The following is a 26,194-nucleotide window of genomic DNA, read 5'->3' on the forward strand; positions in this document are numbered from 1 at the left end:
CTTCTGGACTTTCTATCTTCAATATAGAGCCTTTGGAAGAAATGAGTTGATTTTTTTGCCATAATACATGATAATTAAAATATTCTTGAAGTAGGGGTAAAATTATGACAATGAACTATGAGCAGTGGAAAAGAATGTTAAGCGCAGTTGATAAGGAGGAAGGCTTAAGTAAGGATAACGTAATTGAAAAAATAAAAGAGAAATTAAAAGCAGAAAATGGAGAAGATGAGTATAAAAAGTGGGAAGAGGCTGGTTTTGATGTAAATCACCCACTTGAAGACGATGAATTCACATTATTACATTTAGCTGCTAGATATAACAGCGAAAAGGTAGTAGATGTTTTATTAAAGGCAGAGGGAATCAATGTTAATGCAAATGCAAAAGATCCTAAATATACCCCTTTGCATATAGCTGCCCTTCATAACAGCGGAAAGGCAGCAGGTGCTCTGTTAAAAGCAAAAGAAATTGATGTCAATGTTGCAACATTTTTTTTACCTCCTTTACATTTAGCTATTAAGTCTTACAGCCATAAGGTAGTAGAAGTTCTATGTAAGGAAAGACCAGATATTATCAATGCAAAAAATAAGGATGGCGATACTCCTTTACATCAGGCTATCTTTCCACCCAATGAACAAGCCATATGTATTTTGCTAAAAAATGGAGCAGATGTTAATGCAGTAAATGAATATAGAAATACTCCTTTACATGAGGCTGCTTGCAGAAGAGACACAAATATATTGAATATTCTCATAAAAAATGGAGCAAGTATCGATGCAGTAAACAAGCTTGGAGATACTCCTTTACATTGAGCTGTTAATCACAAACGTGAAAAGGTAGTAAACATTCTAATAGAAAATGGAGCAAATGTTAATGCAATAGGGAGAGATGGTTATGCTCCTTTATATTTGGCTGTTAAGAATAATCATGTGGGAATAGTGAATTCTTTATTAAAGAGAGAAGACATAAAGGTTAATATAGTGGATGGGGATGGGGACGGCGACACTCCTCTATATAAGGCTGCTTCCAAGGGTTACATAAAGGTGGTAGATACTCTATTAAAAGCAAAAGGAATCAATGTTAATGTAATGAATAGGGACGGCGAAACTCCTTTATATGAGGCTGTTTCCAATGGTCACATAGAGGTGGTAGATGCTCTATTAAAAGCAGAAGGAATCAATATTAATGCAGTATATAAACCATATTTGTGGACTCCTTTGCATTTGGCTGCTTATCATGGCCATAAAGATGTAGTAAAAGCTTTGGTAGAAAAAAAAGCAAATCCTTTATTAAAGAATAAAGATGGTAAAACTCCGAGAGATTTAGCTAAAGATGATAGCATAAAGAATCTTCTGAAAGAGGCAGAAGAAAAACAACTGAAGCAGCAAGCACTTAATAAAAGTATTTCTGCCAGTGGTGCAGTCGCAGTATTAGGCACTGCTGTAGCAGTGGCACTTTTTGTAACCGGAACAGTTGCAGTTGAGTTGATATCTATAGTAATAGCAGTGGCTGCAATTGCAGCAGCAGCACTAGCAGTTGGTGGTATCACATATATGATGTTAAAACCTAGTACTGAAATGGATGAAGTGGAAAAAGAACAAGGCATAACTGGGGATGAGCGGAAAGCTTGATCTGCTGGATTCCAGTGTCAGCTACTTTCATGACATCATCCTTTTTTCTTGATCCCAGTATCGGCTACTTGGATGACAGGAGAAGGTACTAGCCTGACAACCGTCATCCCGCTACGTGTTAGCGCCGCTGCGGTATAGCTATACTTAAAAATATGGTTGAATAGTTGTTAATAATAGTGTATAATTATTAATCTTTTTTCAGTATTTTTACTATGGCTCTTTCTAAATTTCTCGATCCAAAGTTAGATTTAACATTTAAGAAAATCTTTGGCACTGAAAAAAATAAGAATATTCTTATCCACTTTTTGAACGATATTTTAGGATGTACTGAAGTCAATACTATACAAGAAGTAGAATTCTTAAGCACCATTATGGACCCTGAAATTGCTTCTGACAAACAAAGCATTGTTGATGTTCTTTGCAGGGATTCTAGTGGGAACAGGTATATAATTGAGATGCATCTCACTCGTGATAAAGGCTTTGAAAAACGTGCACAACTTTATGCTGCTAAGGCTTACTCAAGACAAGCTGATAAATCTGGTAAATACGTTGATTTAAAGAAGATTTTCTTTATCGCGATTTCAAATTGCACCTTATTCCCTGATAAGCTTGACTATATATCTAGCCATACCATAAGAGATGAGAAAACCAATGAGCATGACTTAAAAGATTTTCAATTTATCTTCATAGAGCTGCTAAAATTTCCTAAGAGTAGAGAAGAACAACTAGAAAGTGTAGTAGACCGTTGGCTATTTTTTTTCAAATATGCAGATGAAACAACGGACGAAGATCTCAGAAAAATTGCGGAAAAATCACCAATAATAAAGCTAGCATATGATGAATTAGATAAGTTTCACTGGAATGAAAAAGATCTAGTAGCTTATGAAGAAAGAATAATGGATCTGCGCAAAGAAGAAGCCATTCTTGAATACAGACTTGATCTTGCTAAAGAGGAAGGTAGAAAAGAAAGGGAAATTGAAGTTGCAAAAGCAATGCTGGCTAGTAATGTTGATGTCAACACTATTGTCAAGTGTACTGGCCTTTCCATGAAAGAATTGCAGAATTAAGTGTGAACGGTTACGAAAAATATAAGTTTTTGCGATAAACGACATAGTGATGTATTTGTTGTTCAGCATGTCAGTGGAATATTTTCTGAAAAATTTCCACATAACTCTTTCAGATTTCATAATATCTCTTGCCACTCATCTGAACAGATACCCATTTTGGAGGGATACCAATAATAGTTGTGAGCGGGTGACCACTAGTCCACAAGCATAACACGCTCACGAAACTTTAATGCGATAGCTTGATTTCTACTGAAAGACAGCATTATGCCAAGTGCGATGCTCGAAGATAAAAGAGAAGAACCACCATAGCTAAGTAGTGGCAGGGTTATGCCGGTGGTGGGAAAAACACTCAATGTTACCCCTGTGTTTATCATGAATTGTGTGATGAATTGAATTGAGATACCAAGAATCACCAATAGATTGAATAATTCATTTTCTCTATATGCAACGTAAAGCAAGCGGGCGGAAATGATGCCAAATAACATCAATGTGGCTAAGCACGTAATCAAACCAAATTCTTCTGCTAAAACAGAAAACACAAAATCTGTATGACAATCAGGAAGAGAGGTTTTTACGCTACCTTCACCAGGTCCAACTCCAGTTAATTGACCTCTTTTGAATGCTTCTAATGATTTTGTGACTTGAAAGTTATCGTGTTGTGTAAAAAAGACAAAATTGTAAATCCTTTGCTTTATATGTGGGAGGCATAAGTAAGCTATTGTAGTTCCAGTTGTGGCCATTCCTATTATGCATAGAAAGTATAAAAGTGGTATACATGCAATAAACATTTGACCAATAAAAGAATATGTTAAAAGCATGGACATACTGAAATCAGGTTGCAAAAGTAACAACACAAAAACTAACAGAAATATTATGATTGATATGTGCATTTTAAACTTCATTCCGCTGGCTAAGACACTAGCTATAACAACAGAAAAAAATGGCCTTACGAACTCAGATGGTTGAACTGAAATTTTGACAATATGTAACCATCGTTTTGCACCTTTTACCTCTATACCAAGTATTATCGCAGCTGCCACTAAAATAGTAAATAAAATGAAACCTGCGAATGAGAGGTTAAGTATAGTTCTTGTGTTGAGAAAAGAAAATGTCACCAGGGTAATTAGTGACAGGACTATATAAATTGTATGGCGCCGTATAAAATAATCTTGTGGTAAAGAAAGACGCTGCGCAATTACAGGGCTTGCTGAATAAACAAGAATGAAGCTTATAGTGAGCAAAAAAAACACTGGAAGGATGAGATAATAATCCAGCGTTCTATACCAGAATTTAATATTCATTTTGTTCCAATGTGTAATGCCACTATTCCATAGCTCATATTATGAAACTCAACATTCTTAAAGCCTACCTCTTCAATTTCCATTTTAAAATCAGCCTGAGTTGGAAACTCTCTAATGCTCTTCACTAAATATTCATAAGAACTCCTGTCTTTAGCAACTATGCTGCCAATTTTAGGAATTACTTTAAATGAATATAAGTCATAAAGTTTGGTAAATATCTCATTTTGATAGTGCATAGGGGCAAATTCTAAGCAGATAAATTTCCCATGTGGTTTTAATACCCTGTGCGCCTCATTTAAAGCCTTCTTGCGGTCAGAAACGTTTCGAATGCCAAAAGCTATTGTGCAATAATCAAATTCGGAGTCTTCAAATGGTAAACTTTCTGCATTCGCACATACCCAATCAAAATTAATTTGGTTTGAATTTATAGCTTTATCACGTCCTCTGCTTAGCATATTTTGATTTATGTCACATACTGTAACCTTAGCACTTGGCTCTTTTCTTACTATTCTTATTGCTATATCTCCAGTTCCTCCAGCAACATCTAAAATCTTAGAGTTTTTTGTAAAATGCACACTATTTACTATCTTATCTTTCCATAATCTATGCATTCCGAGGCTCATTATATCATTCATGGTGTCGTAGCGACTTGCCACGGAATCGAATACCTCTTTAACTAATTGTGATTTCTTCTCGATTTTTATAGTAGACATTACGTAAAGTCGCTCAACTCCTTTATAATTAGTAAAAATTAATTTGAATTAACACAAATGTCAACGACAGGCCTTGAGCCTGTTGAAATCTTCTTCAGCGTGGTATGATGACCGAGTTAGTGGGCTTGATGCAACCACTAAGAAACCTTTGGAGTAAGCAACGTATTTATAATGCTCAAATTCCTCTGGGGTAACATACCTATCAAGTTTTGCATGTTTTGGAGTTGGTTGTAGATATTGACCAATTGTAATAAAATCAACCTCAGCACTGCGCAAATCGTCCATAACCTGAAGTATTTCCTCTTTTGTTTCTCCAAGACCAACCATAAGCCCTGACTTTGTGAAAACTTTAGGATTAATCTGCTTTACCATCTTCAACAAATATAGTGAATGAAAATAGCGAGCTCGTGGTCTTATTTTTGCATACAATCTCGGCACTGTTTCAATATTGTGGTTATAGACATCAGGTGATGCAACAGCAATTGCTTCAAATGCTCCTTTCTTATTTAAAAAATCAGGAGTTAAAATCTCTATTGTTGTTTCTGAAGTTATCTTTCTAATTTCTTCTATGCACTGTATAAACTGATTTGCGCCACCATCTGGTAAATCATCACGATCAACGGAGGTAATGACAACATGTTTTAAGTTTAACTTTTTTATCGCTTTTGCTAAATTTTCTGGCTCATGAGGGTCTAGTTTATCAGGAATGCCAGTTGCAACGTTGCAAAATGCACAAGCACGAGTGCAAACAGAACCAAGAATCATCACAGTAGCATGACGTTTATTCCAACATTCACCAATATTTGGACATGCAGCTTCTTCACATACCGTATGTAAGTTATGCAGTTTAACGATGTTTAAAGTTTCATTGAATACTTCACCGGTAGGAGCTTTTGCTCTGAGCCATTGAGGTTTGCTATGCATCTGAAACGGCTAACTCTACCTCTTGCTTTACTAAAACTTTTTTCAACCTTCTTTTTATCTTCTGCGCTTTTTCACTTAGTTTAATCGTTCTTGTGTTGAGCAAAAAAGCATCTAAATCACCTTTGTAATCTATAGTTCTCAAAGTTCTTGTTGCCACACGAAATCTAAACTTTTTATTCAATATATCACTTGCCAACGTAACCTTATGTAAATTTAAAAGAAAGGTACGCTTTGTTTTACGATTCGAATGTGATACCTTATTACCAAAAGATTTTTTTCTATTTGTTAATTCACAAACTCTACTCACTTCAATATACCAAATTATTCTATGTACTTAGATTACCTTATATAGTCAAATAGTCAATACTCTCTTGCTTAATTTTTATACCATATACTGCTTTGTAGCCAAAAAATATCGTAATTTTTTCTATTATAAGAGAAATCATATGCTGAATTTCTAATGCTTTACTGCCATTTGTTACTACTAGATGCAATACACCAGAATTTACATTCTGTGCATATGAGATCTTTTTCGGTTTTGTACACTCTGCTATTTCTTTCCCTACTATATTTCGCCAGTTTAAAATCAGACGTATTTCATTTTTGCTAATCTTATTTTTCATGCATTTTAATGCGTAATTTTCAATTATAGACTTTAATTTTTTTGGACCGCTACGTTTGAGCATTTTTCTGTTTTTTTAGTAGGTAGATAATATAAAAGCATACATATAACTTGAGATTTTGTCATTACTGCTACATGTTTGTGAGATACCGTGACGGTATGACGACAAATACATAATCGTCACTCCGCAACGCATACCGCATAGTCGTCACTCCGCGGTGTGTTCGCGGCCATGTCACGCTACTTAGATGACAACCTTCTAACTGCTTTACAAAGACTCTACCCTCTGGCCTCACACCGTAAAAAGCAGTATTTTTATGTAAAATTTATCTCAACGTAGCACTTGTCAGGCAAGTCGTAATCACGTTCCATCCAAAAATTTTTGTGCTGCCATCTTTGCCTCATAATTAACCTTATAGCTGTTTTAATTGTAATTGGTTAAATTATTATTAACTTGCCAGGCTAGATCCAAAAAATAGCATAATCAATATGCAAACTGCAATAGAAATCACATTTGCGTATGGTTTATTGCTATGTGGTCAATCTTTCCTCAATCCAAGCTGCTTGAATGGCCTCGAGTATTTTCTCGTTACAGCGTTTTTCATCATCATCAAATTCCTCTAAACTCAAGACCTTTTTTTTAAGCTCAGTGAATCTGATATTAATTATATTCTCATCTGGAAATTTTTCCTCCAGAGCTTCTACAATATCTTCTATATCAAGCCATTTCATACTTTTTTGTATTTATCTGCTAAGTTAAATTGGTGCCCATGGGGAGACTTGAACTCCCAAGGTCGCAAAACCCACGGATTTTAAGTCCGCTGCGTCTACCGATTCCGCCACACGGGCTTTTTTTTATCTATCTAGAGTAAAACTCTACTACTAAATTGACTTCCATGTCTGCTGAATAAGGAACCTCAGAATATTGAGGTGACCTCAAATACTTCACTGAATGCTCTTTACTATCTGTCTTTAAATAATCCGGAGCCTTGCGCTCTTGTTTTTGTTCAGCCTCTACTACTACAGGGATTTTTGCTGCCCTTTCTCTTATTTTTATTATATCGCCTGGTTTCACTCGATAACTCGATATGTTGACCACCTTATCATTAACTGTAACGTGCTTATGAGATATGAGCTGCTTCGCTGCATAAATTGTTGGCACAAGACTAGAGTGGTATAAAACAGAACTGAGCCTTGATTCTAAAATACCGATAAAATTATCAGCCGTATAACCTCTTCTGTTATAAGCATCTAAAAATGTACGTCTGAGCTGCTTACTTGAAATCGCATAGTAAAACTTAAATTTCTTATGCGCAGCAAACTGCTTACCAAAGTCGGATAACTTCTTGAATCCAAGAATACCATGTTGACCTGGAGGGTATTTCCTTTTGTTTACTGGGTCTTTAGCTCTACCCCATAAATTCACACCAAGTCTACGGCTAATCCTATACTTTCTAGTGATAACAGTTGTCATATAAAAACTCTCACGATTTAACTTTAGATTATTAAGGATTTTAGCACTCAGTGTCAACTTGTTTTTGCTGGTATAATCTTTTATACTTTATTTTTAAGTTTTTCTATGAATCATCTACCTTTGGAATCTATGGCAAACGCCATCCGTTTTTTATCAATTGATGCAGTACAAAAAGCAAACTCTGGACACCCAGGTATGCCACTTGGCATGGCAGATGTTGCAACTGTTTTGTTTGCTAAATACCTGAATCATAATCCTGATGATTCTAAATGGTTCAATAGAGATCGCTTTGTTTTATCAAACGGTCATGGGTCAATGTTACTATACTCAATATTATATTTGACAGGTTATACTAGCATAGATGAGCTAAAAAACTTCAGGCAAATGGGATCCAAGACCCCAGGTCATCCAGAGTTTGGCTTGACTTCCGGGGTAGAGGCAACAACAGGCCCGCTCGGTCAGGGATTTGCCGCTGCTGTTGGCATGGCACTTGCTGAATCAATCCTTAAAAAGCAATTCAGAATCAATCACTACACTTACGTAATGCTAGGGGATGGCTGTCTTATGGAAGGAATAAGCCATGAAGCAGCATCACTTGCTGGGCACCTTAAATTGAATAAATTAATAGCCCTTTTTGATGATAATGATATCTCTATAGATGGCGCTACTTGCCTTTCCTGCTCTGATGATGTAGAGAAACGCTTCTTAGCGTATGGATGGAATGTTGACAAAATTGATGGCCATGATTTTAATGCCATATCCCTTGCAATAGAGCAAGCAAAAAAGTCTGATAAACCTACAATGATCTGCTGCAAAACTATTATCGGAAAATTTTCAAGCCGTGCTGGCACATCCTCTGCTCACAGTGGTGCTTTTTCGGAGGAAGACATCAAACAGATGAGAGAGAAATTAAACTGGAATTATGAACCATTTCATGTGCCAGATGATGTAAAAAATGCCTGGATGAAAACAGTTGAAAGAGCAAGGCAAAATTACAGTTCGGTGTCCTTGACTAGTGAGAATAAAGAACTTCACAGAAGACTCGATGAGCGTTCACCAGACTCGGTGTCATTCCAGTGCTTGACACTGGAATCTAGGAAAGAAGGAAAAGAATGGATCCCAGTGTCAAGCACTGGGATGACAGAAGAGAATGCTGGGATGACAGGGTATCATGCAGAACTTCAAAGGCGACTAGATGAGCGTCTGCCGGATAACATCAATTCGGTGTCATTCCAGTGCGTGACACTGGAATCCAGAGAAAAAAATGAAGAACTAAAAAGAAGACTTGATAAGCGTTTGCCGGATAATATCGATAGTGTTTTAGCTGACCTGAAGAAACAAATATGTGAGCTAATGCCAAATGAAGCTACACGTTCTTCTTTCGGCATGGTAATGGAACTTTTAACACAACATATGCCGGAATTAATCGGCGGTTCTGCTGATCTTACTGGGTCAAATTGCACTAAATATAAGCACATGCAGGTAATAGATAGTAATAATTATAGTGGTTCTTATGTCCACTATGGAGTGAGAGAACACGCTATGGCAGCATGTATGAATGGTATGGCTCTTCACGGCGCGATTCTTCCTTATAGTGGCACTTTTTTGGTATTTTCCGACTACTGTCGTCCTGCTATACGTCTTTCAGCTCTGATGAAACAGCAGGTTATCTATGTGATGACTCATGACTCAATTGGAGTGGGAGAAGATGGCCCAACTCACCAACCAATAGAGCATTTAGCTTCTTTGCGTGCTATACCAAATCTATATGTTTTTAGGCCAGCCGATGCAGTTGAAACTCTAGAGTGTGTTAGCATTGCACTCGAAAAAAAAGAGTCACCTGCACTGTTTGCGCTCTCAAGGCAAAATGTCAATTACATGCGCAAACTCTATTCTGATATCGATCAATCTGCTAATCTATCGAAGTTTGGTGCATATATTTTGTGTGAATGTTCAAAAGAATTAAAAGTGACAATATTTGCTACGGGGTCCGAGGTTGAAATTGCAATTGAAGCAAGGGAGAAATTGCAGGAAAAGGGTATAGATACAAGGGTTGTTTCTATGCCATGCTGGAGACTTTTTGATGAGCAAAGTGATGTATATAAAGCAGCAATATTAAATAATGACAGCATTAAAGTTGCAATTGAAGCCGGAAGTGAAATGGGTTGGCATAAATATATAGGTTCAAACGGTATATTTATTGGCATGAAAAGCTTCGGAGAATCAGCACCTTATAAAGCACTCTATAAGCATTTTAATATCAGCGCCGATCATGTAGTAAAATGTGTGTGTGAATTTTATCATTCCACTGTATATATTCAATAGAAACTACTTGACAAGCTTCGCCAGCCCCCTTATCATGATATGTATAACAATGTTACAAAAAATAATATCATAGAATTCAACAGGATCATTCCTAGAAAATCCCTACATACTAAAAAAAGCAAAATGCTGTTAAAATGAGCTTAAGAATAAATAGCAAACATCTAACATAACAATTTCTATTTGTAAATCAGGTGAGGCTTATCCTATAGAAAGCTTTCAAACTATGCAAGCGTATCTTTTTGCCTTTACTATTTCTTTATTGTTTTAAGGCAACTGTCTGAGCTCCTCTGCCTTAGCATTATATCTCCACTTTCTGCAAGTTATTCCATTAAGTAGTAAAAATATTAGACTTGCTGCAAAACTAAGAAAAAAAGACCAAAGATAGAGCAGATTGAACTTACAGTAAAAATAGAACAAAAAAACTCCAACAATAAATTATACAAACTTCATCAGGTTAACTTTAACTTAAGAAAACATAAATCAAATTTTCTTGCTCAAAGACCTTGCTTTTTCTCCAACCTTACTCAAACGTACTCTAGAGCTTAATGCATAATTTTACCCATAAACAACCTTATCTTTGGTACTTTTATTAGTTACAAAGTCATCTAGAAAACCCAGATGCTCTACGAAGCCCACCAATCAATATCAGATCCTGCTCTTGTCCTACAGCATTCAATATAGCGTATAACAAAACCATCGCATCTCCCCCAGTAATACGCTTGCATCCTCCACAAAATTCGTATTCACTTAACTGTCGATTTGCCTCCACCCTTTTTCGTTCAACTTGTTCTGCGGTGTTAGCATACTTCAACTCTATTCCAATTGGATGAGTATCATCATTTTCCGCAGATTTTGATAATACTAGGTCTATTTTCCTTCCTCTCTGTAGCTGGAACTCAATAATTACCTTGGCAGGATTATCGCAACTTTGAAATATCCCACGCAACAAAGCCTGAAATTTAGCTTCATTGTTCACAAGTAGACGGTTTCCATTTAATAACGGAGACAACAGACGAGAAATCTCATTAAATAAAACTTTATACCTAGCCCTGTACTCACCATTCACATTACCATCATTACCAAAATTAGGCTCAGCACTCATCAACTGATCTGCAAATTGATGTAAGTTCCTAACATTACCCATTTGTTCTGAGAACCTCCCCTCGAAATAACCTTCACTATGAGAACGTGAGTAAGCACGTAGTGATTCGAATTTCTTTGCAGAAGCCACTTCCAGATGACCCTGGACATCTACTTCACAAAGTACTTGACGCACCTTAGCATCATCTGTGGCTTGAGGTAGTAACGACAGGTTCAATGCCTTATCTGGTAAAGTCTGCTACTTTAAACGACGAAAAATGTGAAGCACAACAAAACCAATATTTGATAAAAATAGAGCTAAAGTTAACGCATGGCTTACAATATCTGCTGCATCTCCCCTACCACCTGTACGTTTCATTTTCTCTCTCTGAGAGTGGTTAAATAGATACTTGGTAACCCTTACCTCCCGCCCATCATCTGTTTCTAAGTCCCTCCTTGTAGATAAAACATTTCCAAAAACAAACGATGAGATACAGGAAAAAGTATTACAATGAGGCGATTGAGTGAACTCTGGTGCTATGGGTTGTAAAAAACGTTTTACATTTCCCCTAACTCCATTTCCATGAGGATGTAGTAAACCCGGTATTAAGGAAAGACCGCCTTCTGAAAAGGCCTGCACAGAAGTTCGGAGACCAGCACCTCCACGCAATTGAAAATTTAACGCTACACAAACAGCACTTGGTGATGAGGTATGAATAGGCAAAGACGAAACAGAACAACTTTTAGCATAATCTTTAGCTTGCTCTAACCCTTCCTCATCACCAACCTTCAACTCAATTATAATTGGAACCGAATCATTTGCCTGATCAACACCACGAACAAGCAAAACAACATCTGCATAACCTTTTCCTATAAGTAGCTCTGGGTAGAAATCAGCCACAGCTCGGTATCTAAAATTTACTAAAAGACCACACAGAAAACCGTGGTAATCAGACTCTGCACGAAACACTAAGCTATCTTCATGTTCATCATGGATATCAATAATATATTCCAAAATTCTTTTAACATTAGTACGCACTTCTCCTGCATCATCATTTGCCAACTCATTCATCAGGTCTAACAATTCACCTTGTTCTCTGATTGGGTTAATTTCATGAAAAATTGGAGCTCCAGGTTCATCACGTTGAGGAAATCTATCTATTTCATGAATAAACCTACATTCTTCTCCAAACCGAAATATTTTATACTCTTCCCAGTCCAGATCCTCATCTTCCTGTAATTCTTGTGGAAGATTCTCTTCTACCTGCTGCTTCTCTTCTGCACTAAACCTTGACCCAGGGCTGTTCTCATTATCAGCAATAGTATAACACCTTACTATTCTTCTATCTTCTTCATTAGTAAGAACTGCAACTTTCAGATTTCCACAACCGTCAAAACGAAAATAAATTCTTTCATCATTTGGATCTGCAATACCAGAATCATGTGCAGTAGCAAACATGCCAAAGAAGAATGCAGGAAAAAAGCCGTGCTTATTAGCAGAATGCAAAAAAGATGGACAATTGTTTAAAAAATCCCCAAACTTCCTACTGAATTCAGTACAATTTCCATTTAATAAATCCCTAACTAATTCATGATCTTCACCATTACCATGCATAAACACTCCTACTTGTTAATAACTACAACAGGCGAACCACTAACACTAGTGCCTGCTAACGTGGATTGAGGACCTTCAGTGCTAGCAGAGGATAAATTCAAATTTCTCGCCGACTTACACAACTCTTCTATTAAATTGCAGGAGCTAGTTGCATCTATCATCTTAGAATTCCTTGTTTTATCTAAACTATTTGCTATCCTCTCTTTTAATGATTTAAAGCTTTTGTCTGAACAACAATCTTTAGCAAACTTTAAAATACTCAAGACCAAATCAACTTTTTCACCATCGCCAGCACTTTGAGTATCCTTACTGTTCTCCTGATCTACAATCAAATTTGAAATTGCATTCTCCATTGCAACAAAAGCAATCCTATCTTTAAAAGGATCGACAACATTTATTTTATTTTGGTCAAATACACTAGATCTCCAAAGACTGCTAATAGCTGACCTTGCTTCATTCCTGTTATCCAAGTCATAATCTTTAGAAACTGCAACAAATGAAAGCGATGAGAGAAGATGTGCATATCCTCTAGGTGAAAGCATTTCCTCTACTTCAGATCTCGAACATCCCTCGCTCAAGTACTGTATAACATACTTAGTTGTGCAAAGAAAACCATGCTCTACTAAGCAACTAAGAGGACGATAGATCACACCCCTATCTTTCTTATTCGGTAGCCCGAGTAGTGACTTATGATCTACTTTTGTGCTTATGACTTTACCTAGAAGGGAATTTAAGGTAGAAGCAAGTTTATAGCTAGATTGCAATGGAGATAATTTTGCAATAGCAGAAACTAGCAATTTTTCTCGCCCTTCTTTCCCTAATTTTTCTTCAGAACACAGACGATTATAGAAGTGTTCCACTCCCTTACTCCACTTGAAGTCTACAGCCTTATTAAATCCATCTTCTGCTTCTATATTTTCTCTAAGGTTACCTGATTCTTGATCAATCCAGAAATTGAAAACAGGATCACGTCTTCCCATGGAACTTAACAATTCAACTCTTGCAAGCTCATCACTGCAAGCTAAATTCCTATCTTCCTCACATGCGCCTTTATGAGATAAATCAGATCTAAAAGACTCTAACGCCTTGTCAAATAATTGCTTAATTTCACTCTCCACACACTCAATACATGCTATTTTATATATAGCAAATGGATTCAACACACCTGATTTAGCTAATTCTCCTACCAATTTAGCAACATCTAGTATCGCACCTGACCAACAAGATTCATCACGAAACGCATTACATAAGAGGTCCGATTGCTCAACTGTTAGACCCTCTACTGTTACAGGGTGAGCCTTGACCCATTGCTCAATAGCTGGAGTTCTATGACCTTTAACAACATCCTTCAGCTTATTTATTACTTTACCAGAGCTGACCTCTTTATCTTTTTTAGGATCAGAACTGAGACGAGATCTTTTGCTTGGGCCTGCATTACCCTTCAAATCTTCTGTTCCACGTTTAGTTTTACTTTTTGGCATCTTATTACCTCAAAATCAAATATTCAATGAAGGCATTATATAAGCATTAGAATAATATGCAAATCGAAAAATTAGTGTGCACCTAAATTTAAGCAGCAAGTATAGACCTGCTGCAAAAGAGGAGATATAAAGAGAGATGTAGCAAGAGGGAAGATGAGCTTAAATTATCAAATCAACGTTATTCTACTTTACCTCACTACCATTTTCCTTACCTTGAACCTTACTATTACTCACAAATATAAACATTCGTTACATAGCTCTTAATATGTCTACAGAGACGAAATTTCCCGAATTATTTATAATTAACACTCAAGATCACATTCTGGGACCATACATCAGAAAACTTTTATATTATTAGTTTTGTAGTAAAATTATATGAGTACATCGTATCTATTAAATCAGAAGCTTTATGGATTACAGACTGAGAGCTTATTTGTTTGGGGTTATCTGGTTTATACTTAGCTGATACCAATTCTCATTGTTGATCAGTCAAATAGGAGAAATTGCAGAGTTGTTTAATTGTGGAGCTGGCAAGAGAAGTAATAAATTTGCACAAAGCACCCTAAAGCAGAGCAATTGTATCGTATATTTTATTGCGCAAAATGTTCTGTTTTATGTATAACCAAAGCCTCTCAACAGGATTGAGTTCAGGTGAATATGGAGGTAGGTATATAATCTCAATATTTTTAGCTACCTTTAAATTTTTTGACTTATGCCAACTAGCACAGTCCATAACAAGAACAGCTTCTCTTGTCCCTAGATATTGCGACATTTGCTCAAGAAATACATTCATGCAATCAGTGTTAACATTTAGTGCAAATAAGCTAAAACTCTCTCCATTTTTAGGATTAACTGCACTGTAGAGATAAAAATTATGCCTACCTAATTTTATTTTAACCCGAGTCCTAGTGCCTTTTTTAAACCATCCATGCCCAACTTTCGAATGTGTGCCAAACCTTGATTCATCAAAGAAAAATAGCTCTTTTTCTGGATACTTGCCAATAACTTCATTGAGATTTTTTTTTGAATTCCTCTTGTTTACTTTTATCTTGTACGTTGTGTACTGGTCTTGGTGTAATATATGAAAATTTCATCTTTTGCATATGGCGGTGTACTGTAGATTTGCTGATATTTAATCCGAACTTTTCCTGGATTCTTATTCTCATTTCTTTAATGGTAATATTAGGATTTTCTTCTATACATGCTTCAATTTGCTGTAGTTGAGCCTGATTTAATTTAGTTTTTCTACGGCGTGATGGAGGAGCAAACAGTTTTTCTTCTCTGCCAAATTTCAAGAGTTTTATCCACGAAGTTAGTGCGCTTCTTGAAATTCAATATATTTTTGCTACAGCCGTTATACTATGCTTTTTTGCCGCAATTACAGCATTTAGTTTTTTTGAAACATATGCATTGTTCCTTACTTTCTTCAGCATTTCTTTTGCTGATTCTACTACTTTTTCATCCAATAATTTTGATCTTAATGCCATTTATACCTCGCTACTTCACTTACTTTAGTATGGCTTTTTTCCCATTATTGTCTATCCGTTCTTTGTATAGTGGGAATTGGTACCAGTTACCAGGGAAAACAGATGATAAACCTAGAACCTGTTTAAAGGATCCAACAGTGAACAAGCAGCTACAAAGATCATGTCAGACAATTTCTTCCTGAAGTTGTTTGATTTCGTCAAGGGAAAGTCCGGTGATTTCAGCTATAACATCTATAGAGACAACGGCCTTAAGTGAATTTTTTGCCACTGCTATTTTAGCTTTCATTTCACCTTTTTCTTCGCCGATTAGGATGCCTTTTTCATGTTCGATTTGGATGGCTTCTCTATTTATGAGCTGTATTAGCTGTGGTATTACGTAGCAGGATTTCCTATTATCCAATCTGGTGCTCCTCTGCCATTTTCCCACTTAGCAAATCTCATCTTTTCCTTGAGATAATATCTCCTATAAGCTTCCACAGCACTGCTGCATTTATACTGATCCGGCAGTGCTTGTATAAAAGCTTGCATATCAGTTGATCGAAAAATGAGTAAATCCTTATTACTATCACACCAATTTATTACTTCCTCTGGTTTATGCTTTCTTTTGTATCGCCAAGTGTACTCTTTACATAATTCTCTTCCGTACTCTATCAACCAACAAAAATTCCCTTTCGATTGCCTAGCCCACAAAGAACAAGGATGATTGTTGTGAGTCAGTTTATATGGGACTTCTATATTCTGATTTATGATACTGACAAAAGGATTTGGCACTTTCAATGCTGTTGAAAAAACATTACTCAATAATTGAGCAGTTTCTAATGGCATTTTTACTATATGCTTATCACATAACATTTGAGCCGCAATTGCTGGGTTTTCATCTAGTATAAAGATGTTCATCTAGACACCCAAAGATAGAATTAGCTTAAGTCTTTGACTTCGTTAACTGTAAGACCAGTAGTTTGAGCTATAATATCAATAGAAACACCTGCTTTAAGTAGATTCTTTGCAACTGCTATTTTAGCTTGCTTTTCACCCTCTTTTCTGCCTTTTTCATGACCGATTTGGATGCCTTCTTGCCTACCTTCTTGTTTAGCATCATCGAGTTTTTGAGCGAGTACAGCCTGTTCATCACGAATACGCTTGATCTCTTGTTCATAGGCAATAAATTCTTTTTCAGACCAGTTGAACCTATTTAGTTCTTCATAAGCTCTTTTAATTATTAGATCACTTCCTATTATTCTTTCTAGCTCTTCTTCACTAGTTTCATCTGCATATCTAAAGAAGTAGATCCATTTCTCAACAATACTTGAAAGCTGATCCTCTTTGGTTTTTGGAAATTTAGGCAACTCAATAAAGATAAAGTAGAAATCTTTTAGGTCATGTTCATTAGTATCTTCATCGCGAATAGTGTGTTTTGATTTATACTCAGACTTATCAGGAAATAAAATACAATCTGCTATAGCAATAAAGATAATTTCCTTAAGGTCATGGTATTGATCGCCCTTGTCAGCCTGTCTTGAATAGGCTTTGGCAGCATAGTATTTGGCACGTTTTTCAAATCCTTTAGTTTTAGCGACCTGCATCTCAATTATGCATTGCACTCCTGTGGAATCCCTACACAACACATCAACAATGCTTTGCTTTTTAGAGGCAATATCAGGGTCTTGAATAGTACTTAAAAACTCTATATCCTGTATTGCATTTTTGCCAGTAAAGCCCAGAATATCGTTGAGAAAGTAAATGAGGATATCTTTATTCTTTTCAGTACCAAAGATACGGCGAAAGGCGACATCATTCTTTGGATCGAGAAACTTCGAAAGAGCCATAACGAACTAACCTAAAAAGCATTAACAATTATACACAATTCTGAAGAAATGTTCAAGTTTTTTATTTTTTTAAGTTTTGAATGCGTTGATGAAAAAAATGTCTCCCATGGATGGCTTTAGAATGCTACTACGCACCTTAGAGGTCCAAACGCACACAAATTTTCAAAGAAATATATCTATCTTTAGGTAATACAATAAGCCTGTTTATTGACTGCTTTAATTCTTTCCAAAAATGCGAAACTATCATAGCTAGGTGCACTAGTATGTATCTAAAATAGGATAAAAATAGACTAAAATGTTGGATTTAGGTTACTTAAAGGAATAAAGCTTTTGCATATGCTGATAGGATTAAGAACACACTGGTGATTTATTGTACCCAGTAGTCCATACACTAGAAAGGACGCTCTTAACAGCATCCCACGTATCTATATCGGGATCTTCTTGCTTCTCTTCACTAACTTTTTCACAAAATTTGCCAATACCATAACCTACCAATGCACCAACTACTGCAGCTGCAAGAAACACCGCAACAGCACCAACAGGAGTTAGAGCAGCAGCTCCTGCAAAATATGCTATGCTCAAACCTAAAAATAAACCAATTACTCTCCCGCCACAAGCATAGTATTTGTTGTCTTTAGGTTTAACTTGTGGTTTTTTATTACATAAAGATATAGTAAAATTTTTAGATTTATCTCCTAACTCTTTTACAACCTCATCACTAATATTGTTGTGTGCTAAACTAAGCAGGCCGAGCTCTGCAAATTTACATTAGCTAAAGCTTTTGTACCTTTACCGCCAATTCTATTACCCGATAACTTAAGCCATTTGAGATTTGTAAGCTTACCGTTAGCTAGAGCTTCTGCACCTTCATCACCAACCTTATTCTTCTCTAAATTAAGTTCAATAAGCTTGGTAAGATTAGCCAAAGCTTTTGCACCTTCAGCGCCAGTCTGGTTGCTTTCTAAATTAAGTTCAGTAAGCTTTGTGAGCTTAGCTAACCCTTTCGCACCTTCAGTACCAATATTATTACGTTCTAAACCAAGTGCAGTAAGATTTGTAAGACTAGCTAAAGCTTTTGCACCTTCATCACCAATATTGTTATATGTCAAATCAAGTGTAGTAAGGTTTGTAAGATTAGCTAATTCTTTTGCACCTTCATTGCCAATTTCTGCTCCGTACAAACTAAGTTTTGTAACGTCTGTTCTATTTTGTAAAAAGCTTACTAGTTCACTTACGTTTACGGCGCAATGACAATAAAGGACACCGTCCTTAATATGTTCATTAAAATCCATTCTTTTCCCTACTAAACATTATCATATAAATATTTTAGCCAGTATTTCAGTGATTGTCAATTATGTAAAAACTTATAGAAAATACCAGACTCTGTAGCGTCACAAAAGATTTGATTATTTACTTTCTTCAAAAACGTGAAAATAGTACGTATATTTGTGAGAACAATTTAAATAAAAGCGGCGTTGTGAAAATAAAAACGTAAAATTGTTCCAATAAAGTTAGGTACGTTAATTCGTATATAAACATAGTGAAAGTAGGCTAATATAGCTGACTTTGCGGTATAGTAGAACTATTATATAGAAAAGTTCGAACGTGTCATTTGGTAAAGAAGATCATTAGAGGGAAAAGAGGAGCTTGATGATTTGGGAGAGTGCTTAATTGATGAAAGATAGCGAAGTAAGCTAGGAATTTCTACAGATGTAGATAGTTTTCATTTCTAAATTTTACATAAAAGCTAATACCAATTCCCACTATACAAAGAACGGATAGACAATAATGGGAAAAAAGCCATACTAAAGTAAGTGAAGTAGCGAGGTATAAATGGCATTAAGATCAAAATTATTGGATGAAAAAGTAGTAGAATCAGCAAAAGAAATGCTGAAGAAAGTAAGGAACAATGCATATGTTTCAAAAAAACTAAATGCTGTAATTGCGGCAAAAAAGCATAGTATAACGGCTGTAGCAAAAATATATTGAATTTCAAGAAGCGCACTAACTTCGTGGATAAAACTCTTGAAATTTGGCAGAGAAGAAAAACTGTTTGCTCCTCCATCACGCCGTAGAAAAACTAAATTAAATCAGGCTCAACTACAGCAAATTGAAGCATGTATAGAAGAAAATCCTAATATTACCATTAAAGAAATGAGAATAAGAATCCAGGAAAAGTTCGGATTAAATATCAGCAAATCTACAGTACACCGCCATATGCAAAAGATGAAATTTTCATATATTACACCAAGACCAGTACACAACGTACAAGATAAAAGTAAACAAGAGGAATTCAAAAAAAAATCTCAATGAAGTTATTGGCAAGTATCCAGAAAAAGAGCTATTTTTCTTTGATGAATCAAGGTTTGGCACACATTCGAAAGTTGGGCATGGATGGTTTAAAAAAGGCACTAGGACTCGGGTTAAAATAAAATTAGGTAGGCATAATTTTTATCTCTACAGTGCAGTTAATCCTAAAAATGGAGAGAGTTTTAGCTTATTTGCACTAAATGTTAACACTGATTGCATGAATGTATTTCTTGAGCAAATGTCGCAATATCTAGGGACAAGAGAAGCTGTTCTTGTTATGGACTGTGCTAGTTGGCATAAGTCAAAAAATTTAAAGGTAGCTAAAAATATTGAGATTATATACCTACCTCCATATTCACCTGAACTCAATCCTGTTGAGAGGCTTTGGTTATACATAAAACAGAACATTTTGCGCAATAAAATATACGATACAATTGCTCTGCTTTAGGGTGCTTTGTGCAAATTTATTACTTCTCTTGCCAGCTCCACAATTAAACAACTCTGCAATTTCTCCTATTTGACTGATCAACAATGAGAATTGGTATGACTTGCACTAGCTATAGATCTAAAGTGAAACTTGAGTGAGAAATATTTAAGTAATAATTTTCCGCCACAAACAATACTTTCTTTGTTTGCTAGTGCAATAGAAGTCTAATCTACTTTCAATTCCCCAGTATGTAAACTGCGCGGTAAGGACTCTAATTTCTTTGCAGCACTTAAACTTTTATTTTTTGCATGTATACCAAGCTTATTGAATTCTCGGGCAGCAGGAAACACCCTTGCTTCAAGCGAACCAGCAGTTTTATTATAATGATCGACAGCACTTTTTAAGCTCCTGCGCAAATTATCAAAGTTTTCGCCCATTGTGCAAATGCGCTCATATAAAATATGACCTAGTTCACTGATTTTCTTTGCATTTTCAGCTATCATCTCTTGCTTCCATCCATATGCTATTGCTCTCAGCAACGCAATTAGAGTGATCGGTGTTGCAATGATCACTTTTTTTTCCACTCCAATCTCTATCAAAGCAGGCTCATATTCCAGTGCTGCGCTAAAAACCCCTTCCCCTGTTAAGAAAAGCACCACAAGTTCTGGCGTATTTTCAAATTGATTCCAATACTCTTTTTTACCCAAGTCATTTATGTGTTTTTTTATTGCCAGGGAATGATTCTTTAATTTCTCCTTTTGTATTTGCAAATCATTTTGTGATATAGCATCCATGTAAGAATCAAGCGGCACTTTAGCATCTATTATTATTTGCTTTCCAGATGGCATTTTGATTATTAAATCAGGACGCAATAAATTATCCTCGTTTTTATCAACCACTGACGGCTGAGTAAAAAAATCGCAATATTCAATCATTCCCGCCATTTCTACCACTCTCTTTAACTGCATTTCACCCCACTTTCCTCTGATGTGGGGCTTTCTCAAGGCATTAGCAAGGCTAGAAGTTTGGTTCATCAGCGCTCCAATTTGCTCCTTTAAACCTTCATAGGCCCCTACCCTCTCCTTTTCTAGCTCACGTATTTCATTATCGAATTTTTCTAATTTTTCTTTTATCGGAGTTACAACTTCGTTAATCGTTGCTTGTCTTTTTTTAAAATCGCTTTCCGTTTCTTTTAATTTACTATCGATTACTTCCTTCGCTAAGTTCAGAAAATTATTGTTATTTGTCTGCAAAGCATCAAGAGAGAGCGCTTTAAAAGTGTTTGTTAATCTCTCCTCTGCTTTTGTTAGTAATTCTATTTCCTTTTTCTTTTCCTCACGTTCTTTTTGCAGAGTTACTTCAAGCTCTGCTTTTTTGATCTTTAAATCAACTATTTCTTCATTCTTCGTAAGCAAACTTTGTTTTATCTCTTGAAGTTCTTGCTCTAATTTACATAAATTACCCTCAAGGTTTGCTTTCTTTTCGCTCATTTTTTTTACGATAATGTAGAAAAATAGTAATAGAGAGACAACCAGAGCTATAGAATTGAAAAGCATCATAATAAAAGAACTGTGTTTACAATTCTATATGATTTTTGTGTGTATAAGAAAGAAAAAAAGAGCACCTCTTTAGGTGCTCTTTTTTATAAAGGGTTGCTATGCATTAACTGATAGATCAGTATCAACAGTGTGTTGTTCTGCTTCTGGACTAGTAGTTTCTGAACTTGGTACGCCATTATTTGTGGGCACTTCAAGTTTAGGACTTTCAACAGATTGATATTTACATATAAAATCTATTGCAACAGATGTCAACCGTCTCTCCAAGCCTAAGGACTTTTTAATTTTACTTGTATCACTAAGTACTTGTTTATCATCTGTTTTTTGCAGCGTGTTAATAAGTAGAGATAAGGAACCATCCTTATCTTTCTTACTAAAATTAATGTTAAAATCATTTTTATTGCAGTATATTCTCATACGATATTTACCATTATTTTTTGGGTGTTTATAATCTTCTAGCTTTTGTTGAATATCATCTGCAAGACGTAGTTCTAATACCAATTCTCATTGTTGGTCAGTCAAATAGGAGAAATTGCAGAGTTGTTTAATTGTGGAGCTGGCAAGAGAAGTAATAAATTTGCACAAAGCACCCTAAAGCAGAGCAATTGTATCGTATATTTTATTGCGCAAAATGTTCTGTTTTATGTATAACCAAAGCCTCTCAACAGGATTGAGTTCAGGTGAATATGGAGGTAGGTATATAATCTCAATATTTTTAGCTACCTTTAAATTTTTTGACTTATGCCAACTAGCACAGTCCATAACAAGAACAGCTTCTCTTGTCCCTAGATATTGCGACATTTGCTCAAGAAATACATTCATGCAATCAGTGTTAACATTTAGTGCAAATAAGCTAAAACTCTCTCCATTTTTAGGATTAACTGCACTGTAGAGATAAAAATTATGCCTACCTAATTTTATTTTAACCCGAGTCCTAGTGCCTTTTTTAAACCATCCATGCCCAACTTTCGAATGTGTGCCAAACCTTGATTCATCAAAGAAAAATAGCTCTTTTTCTGGATACTTGCTAATAGCTCCATTGAGATTTTTTTTTGAATTCCTCTTGTTTACTTTTATCTTGTACGTTGTGTACTGGTCTTGGTGTAATATATGAAAATTTCATCTTTTGCATATGGCGGTGTACTGTAGATTTGCTGATATTTAATCCGAACTTTTCCTGGATTCTTATTCTCATTTCTTTAATGGTAATATTAGGATTTTCTTCTATACATGCTTCAATTTGCTGTAGTTGAGCCTGATTTAATTTAGTTTTTCTACGGCGTGATGGAGGAGCAAACAGTTTTTCTTCTCTGCCAAATTTCAAGAGTTTTATCCACGAAGTTAGTGCGCTTCTTGAAATTCAATATATTTTTGCTACAGCCGTTATACTATGCTTTTTTGCCGCAATTACAGCATTTAGTTTTTTTGAAACATATGCATTGTTCCTTACTTTCTTCAGCATTTCTTTTGCTGATTCTACTACTTTTTCATCCAATAATTTTGATCTTAATGCCATTTATACCTCGCTACTTCACTTACTTTAGTATGGCTTTTTTCCCATTATTGTCTATCCGTTCTTTGTATAGTGGGAATTGGTATGAGATTTACGTTGCACATGTATTCTTGGTGAAGTAGATCTTATTGACATAATAACCCTCCTTTTTTGTATATAGCTAGAATAAGTAAGGTTTACCTCGTTTATCGTGACAGCGTGGGGCAAATCTTACTTACTTTAGCTATGCAGCTTGCATTCAATATTAAGTTGAATTGGCGCAGCAATACTTATACAACTCTGAGTGCTTGAATTCTTTATCGTATGAATATATTAAGAAGAGAACGTATTAAAGCTGTTTCTCCTTTTTTATTGATAAAATTTGAACTTATAGCATATTCAACTAGGCTGGATTTTAGTAGATTAACATTTTGAGAATGAATATTATTGAAGATGGAGTTTAACTCTTTAGCAAGCAGACTGCGAAATTTTTGCACACTGTCATATGCGATATTTTCAAGTTCATGTGCAAATTTATCTTGAGCTATAGTTGTTATATCTTCAATTTCCTTATTAAACTCCTCTAGCTTTTTTTCGTTATTTTTAAAATTTTTCGTAAAAGTTTTCATATCAATTAAACTCAACTACTATTATGAGTATAATGATAATGAAAAACTACCGAAGTAAAAAATTCACACTACTGTGTAACTTGCAAATACTTTTTACTAGTCACGCGCTAGGGCTATAGGTGTTATCCCAGCTCGTCATGCAAGTAGCCCCTTTCTTGTCATGCAAGTAGCCTCCTTTTCCTGTCATCCTTTTTTTGGGATTCCAGTGTCAGCTACTTTCATGACATCGTTTACTATGTACCATATTGCAATGCTCGTACAATTATGGGTGCTGTACAAATCAAGTTTTACAAACACCATGTTGTGCTGAACCTTGAATATTCACTTCTTTCAATTCAGTGGTAGGTTTTGGTTCAGCGATGGGTCTTGATATTGTGTATGTAATACCACCAGCTATAAGTGCAGATACCACAGAAGCTGCAACTATTAATAGAGCAGACAATCCGGAAGCAATACTAAGAGCAGCACCTACTACTAACATAGCTGCAAGGCTCGCATAGGCAACTTTTGGGGAAAATTGTCTTTTTCCTACTTTTTCTAGCGACACTTCATTTGTTTTAGTTTTGCCCAGTTCACTCTTAAGTGGTGTGTTTTCATTTTTCAGATTTTTTATTTCTTGTCTTAGTGATTCATTCTCTTTATTGAATTCTTTCAACTTAGTCTCATGTCCAGCTATGCAACTTTTTGATTCTTCTAGTTCCTTTTGCGTTTTTTCTAACAACGCTTCTGCTTTAGAATACTGACTTTCTGTTTTGTCTAATTTATCCTTAAGCTTTGTGTTTTCATTTCCTAGATCTTGTATTTTTTGTTTTAGTGATTGATTTTCTTCCTTTTGAGATCGCAGTGCGTTTTCCAGAGTCTGATTATCAACATTTTTCTCAACATGATTTGCCCCATCATGATTTATTTTGGAGTGGGAAGAGGTATTAGATGCAGTCTCAAGTCCTAATTCTAGACCGCTGTCCTCACTATCACTTTCATCAGTAAGAATCCGTTTATCACTATATGTAGCATTTGGTTTTTTCGGTGGCTCAATTTCTTCTATCCTACTCTTAACACTAACACATGGGTATTGCTCATCTACTGTACTGTCACTACTTTCACCCGCAACAGAAGTCTGTTTATCATTACGTGTAGCATTTGGTTTTTTCGGTGGCTCAATTTCTTCTATCCTACTCTTAACACTAACACATGGGTATTGCTCATCTACTGTACTGTCACTACTTTCACCCGCAACAGAAGTCTGTTTATCATTACGTGTAGCATTTGGTTTTTTCGGTGACTCAATTTCTTCTATCCTACTCTTAACACTAACACATGGGTATTGCTCATCTACTGTACTTTCACTACTTTCACCCGTAACAGAAGTCTGTTTATCATTACGTGTGGCATTTGGTTTTTTCGGTGACTCAATTTCTTCTATCCTACTCTTAACACTAACACATGGGTATTGCTCAACTACTGTACTGTCACTACTTTCACCCGTAACAGAAGTCTGTTTATCATTACGTGTAGCATTTGGTTTTTTCGGTGACTCAATTTCTTCTATCCTACTCTTAACACTAACACATGGGTATTGCTCAACTACTGTACTGTCACTACTTTCACCCGTAACAGAAGTCTGTTTATCATTACGTGTAGCATCGTGTTGTTTCAAGTAAGGACTTATAACATTTGCTGGCTCAGCAGCTGCATTATTCCCGTTCACAACTAAACCTTCTGGAGTTTTGTCTTTATTCTTTTCTAATTGAGGATTTGCTTTTCGTAAAAGCTGTATTATCTCTTGATCATTATTCGAAATAGCAATGCCCAAAGCAGTTCGTCCATCATTAGATCCATCTTTGACTCGAGTTTTAACACTTGCTTTCTTTTTTAGCAGAAGTTTTACTGTCAATTTATTGTCACATGCCACAGCAAGATGTAATAATGTCCAATTTTCTATTTTGTCTGAAATTTTTATACTGAACTGATGCTCCTTACCAAAATTACGTTTAAACTTGTCGTATTCTGCATAATCTTTTTTATGTAACTCATCTTTTATTTTTTGGAGCAAATTATCCTCATTCAAATCTTTACTCTCACTCACATTGCGTATTATTTCAAAAAACTTTTCCTTTTCTATTGCCATAACCTTTACACTTAATTTATTTATTATTGCTGAACCATCTCACAAAAAAGTTAAGTTTGTCGAAATTCCATGTTTGATCTAAAAATTAGTCATAAACATTTTCTTGTCT

General features: G+C 35.6%; 23 protein-coding genes, 1 tRNA gene and 3 pseudogenes. 5 read left to right on the forward strand and 22 right to left on the reverse strand.

Annotated features, from left to right (window positions below; translation table 11 throughout):
* The first annotated feature begins 110 nt into the window (after window positions 1–110).
* The 3 genes from OPR24_RS03005 (at window position 111) to OPR24_RS03015 (ending at window position 2,695) form a co-directional block, all read left to right on the forward strand.
* Window positions 111–809, forward strand: a complete 699-nt coding sequence (locus tag OPR24_RS03005) for an ankyrin repeat domain-containing protein (protein ID WP_265033880.1) — start codon at window positions 111–113, stop codon at window positions 807–809.
* A gap of 39 nt (window positions 810–848) precedes the next feature.
* The gene (locus OPR24_RS03010) at window positions 849–1,628 is read left to right on the forward strand and encodes an ankyrin repeat domain-containing protein (RefSeq protein WP_406833293.1); all 780 of its coding nucleotides are present in this window, start codon (window positions 849–851) and stop codon (window positions 1,626–1,628) included.
* A 212-nt stretch (window positions 1,629–1,840) separates the two neighbouring features.
* The gene (locus OPR24_RS03015; protein WP_265033884.1) at window positions 1,841–2,695 is read left to right on the forward strand and encodes an Rpn family recombination-promoting nuclease/putative transposase; all 855 of its coding nucleotides are present in this window, start codon (window positions 1,841–1,843) and stop codon (window positions 2,693–2,695) included.
* Between the two features lie 194 nt (window positions 2,696–2,889).
* Here OPR24_RS03015 and OPR24_RS03020 read toward each other — a convergent pair whose 3' ends face one another.
* The 8 genes from OPR24_RS03020 to rpsD form a co-directional block, all read right to left on the reverse strand.
* Window positions 2,890–3,996: an FtsW/RodA/SpoVE family cell cycle protein gene (locus OPR24_RS03020; protein ID WP_265033887.1), complete on the reverse strand. Its 1,107-nt coding sequence runs from the start codon at window positions 3,994–3,996 to the stop codon at window positions 2,890–2,892.
* Entirely contained in the window at window positions 3,993–4,709 is a 717-nt protein-coding gene (gene ubiE, locus OPR24_RS03025) for a bifunctional demethylmenaquinone methyltransferase/2-methoxy-6-polyprenyl-1,4-benzoquinol methylase UbiE (protein WP_265033889.1), read from the reverse strand. The genes OPR24_RS03020 and ubiE overlap by 4 nt, the downstream gene beginning before the upstream one ends.
* Window positions 4,710–4,769: 60 nt before the next feature.
* Window positions 4,770–5,633, reverse strand: coding sequence for a lipoyl synthase (gene lipA, locus OPR24_RS03030; RefSeq protein WP_264732375.1), 864 nt, complete (start codon window positions 5,631–5,633; stop codon window positions 4,770–4,772).
* Window positions 5,626–5,940: a 50S ribosomal protein L28 gene (gene rpmB, locus OPR24_RS03035; protein ID WP_265033891.1), complete on the reverse strand. Its 315-nt coding sequence runs from the start codon at window positions 5,938–5,940 to the stop codon at window positions 5,626–5,628. Before rpmB ends, lipA begins: the two co-directional genes overlap by 8 nt.
* A 37-nt stretch (window positions 5,941–5,977) precedes the next feature.
* Window positions 5,978–6,319, reverse strand: coding sequence for a DUF721 domain-containing protein (locus tag OPR24_RS03040; RefSeq protein ID WP_182182927.1), 342 nt, complete (start codon window positions 6,317–6,319; stop codon window positions 5,978–5,980).
* Window positions 6,320–6,786: 467 nt separating this feature from the next.
* Complete coding sequence (iscX, locus tag OPR24_RS03045) at window positions 6,787–6,987, reverse strand: Fe-S cluster assembly protein IscX (protein WP_064125440.1); 201 nt, start codon at window positions 6,985–6,987, stop codon at window positions 6,787–6,789.
* 30 nt (window positions 6,988–7,017) lie between these two features.
* Window positions 7,018–7,104 (reverse strand) — tRNA-Leu (locus OPR24_RS03050).
* Between the two features lie 10 nt (window positions 7,105–7,114).
* Complete coding sequence (gene rpsD / locus OPR24_RS03055) at window positions 7,115–7,729, reverse strand: 30S ribosomal protein S4 (protein ID WP_265033894.1); 615 nt, start codon at window positions 7,727–7,729, stop codon at window positions 7,115–7,117.
* 105 nt (window positions 7,730–7,834) lie between these two features.
* Between rpsD and OPR24_RS03060 the strand changes: the two genes are divergently transcribed.
* On the forward strand, window positions 7,835–10,054 hold the full coding sequence (locus OPR24_RS03060) for a transketolase family protein (RefSeq protein WP_265033896.1): 2,220 nt from the start codon (window positions 7,835–7,837) through the stop codon (window positions 10,052–10,054).
* Between the two features lie 601 nt (window positions 10,055–10,655).
* Here OPR24_RS03060 and OPR24_RS03065 read toward each other — a convergent pair.
* The 9 genes and pseudogenes from OPR24_RS03065 to OPR24_RS03105 form a co-directional block, all read right to left on the reverse strand.
* The gene (locus OPR24_RS03065) at window positions 10,656–11,330 is read right to left on the reverse strand and encodes a hypothetical protein (RefSeq protein ID WP_265033898.1); all 675 of its coding nucleotides are present in this window, start codon (window positions 11,328–11,330) and stop codon (window positions 10,656–10,658) included.
* 63 nt (window positions 11,331–11,393) lie between these two features.
* Entirely contained in the window at window positions 11,394–12,749 is a 1,356-nt protein-coding gene (locus OPR24_RS03070) for a PD-(D/E)XK nuclease domain-containing protein (RefSeq protein ID WP_265033900.1), read from the reverse strand.
* A gap of 8 nt (window positions 12,750–12,757) precedes the next feature.
* A complete protein-coding gene (locus OPR24_RS03075; RefSeq protein ID WP_265033902.1) occupies window positions 12,758–14,230 on the reverse strand; it encodes a hypothetical protein in 1,473 nt (490 codons plus the stop codon).
* 475 nt (window positions 14,231–14,705) lie between these two features.
* Window positions 14,706–15,717 (reverse strand): annotated as a pseudogene (locus OPR24_RS03080) (IS630 family transposase).
* Between the two features lie 163 nt (window positions 15,718–15,880).
* The gene (locus OPR24_RS03085) at window positions 15,881–16,117 is read right to left on the reverse strand and encodes an RpnC/YadD family protein (RefSeq protein WP_265033904.1); all 237 of its coding nucleotides are present in this window, start codon (window positions 16,115–16,117) and stop codon (window positions 15,881–15,883) included.
* Window positions 16,090–16,614: a pyrimidine dimer DNA glycosylase/endonuclease V gene (locus OPR24_RS03090; RefSeq protein WP_265033907.1), complete on the reverse strand. Its 525-nt coding sequence runs from the start codon at window positions 16,612–16,614 to the stop codon at window positions 16,090–16,092. The genes OPR24_RS03085 and OPR24_RS03090 overlap by 28 nt, the downstream gene beginning before the upstream one ends.
* A 20-nt stretch (window positions 16,615–16,634) precedes the next feature.
* Window positions 16,635–17,543 (reverse strand): Rpn family recombination-promoting nuclease/putative transposase, encoded by a 909-nt coding sequence (locus OPR24_RS03095; protein WP_265033909.1) that lies wholly within the window; start codon window positions 17,541–17,543, stop codon window positions 16,635–16,637.
* Between the two features lie 348 nt (window positions 17,544–17,891).
* A complete protein-coding gene (locus tag OPR24_RS03100) occupies window positions 17,892–18,125 on the reverse strand; it encodes a hypothetical protein (protein ID WP_265033911.1) in 234 nt (77 codons plus the stop codon).
* Between the two features lie 152 nt (window positions 18,126–18,277).
* Entirely contained in the window at window positions 18,278–18,835 is a 558-nt protein-coding gene (locus OPR24_RS03105; protein WP_265033914.1) for a leucine-rich repeat domain-containing protein, read from the reverse strand.
* A gap of 541 nt (window positions 18,836–19,376) precedes the next feature.
* On the opposite strand from OPR24_RS03105, the pseudogene OPR24_RS03110 reads away from it, so the two are divergent.
* Window positions 19,377–20,388 (forward strand): annotated as a pseudogene (locus OPR24_RS03110) (IS630 family transposase).
* Window positions 20,389–20,504: 116 nt separating this feature from the next.
* Here the strand turns inward: OPR24_RS03110 and OPR24_RS03115 are convergent.
* The 5 genes and pseudogenes from OPR24_RS03115 to OPR24_RS03135 form a co-directional block, all read right to left on the reverse strand.
* Window positions 20,505–21,836: a DNA recombination protein RmuC gene (locus OPR24_RS03115; protein ID WP_265033984.1), complete on the reverse strand. Its 1,332-nt coding sequence runs from the start codon at window positions 21,834–21,836 to the stop codon at window positions 20,505–20,507.
* A gap of 99 nt (window positions 21,837–21,935) precedes the next feature.
* Complete coding sequence (locus OPR24_RS03120) at window positions 21,936–22,337, reverse strand: hypothetical protein (protein ID WP_320157129.1); 402 nt, start codon at window positions 22,335–22,337, stop codon at window positions 21,936–21,938.
* A 3-nt stretch (window positions 22,338–22,340) separates the two neighbouring features.
* A pseudogene (locus OPR24_RS03125) lies at window positions 22,341–23,352 on the reverse strand (IS630 family transposase).
* Between the two features lie 293 nt (window positions 23,353–23,645).
* A complete protein-coding gene (locus OPR24_RS03130) occupies window positions 23,646–23,957 on the reverse strand; it encodes an ECH_0659 family protein (protein ID WP_007548422.1) in 312 nt (103 codons plus the stop codon).
* Between the two features lie 280 nt (window positions 23,958–24,237).
* A complete protein-coding gene (locus OPR24_RS03135) occupies window positions 24,238–26,085 on the reverse strand; it encodes an ankyrin repeat domain-containing protein (protein WP_265033915.1) in 1,848 nt (615 codons plus the stop codon).
* Window positions 26,086–26,194: the final 109 nt, after the last annotated feature.

Source organism: Wolbachia endosymbiont (group A) of Sicus ferrugineus, from assembly GCF_947251515.1.
Lineage (GTDB): Bacteria > Pseudomonadota > Alphaproteobacteria > Rickettsiales > Anaplasmataceae > Wolbachia.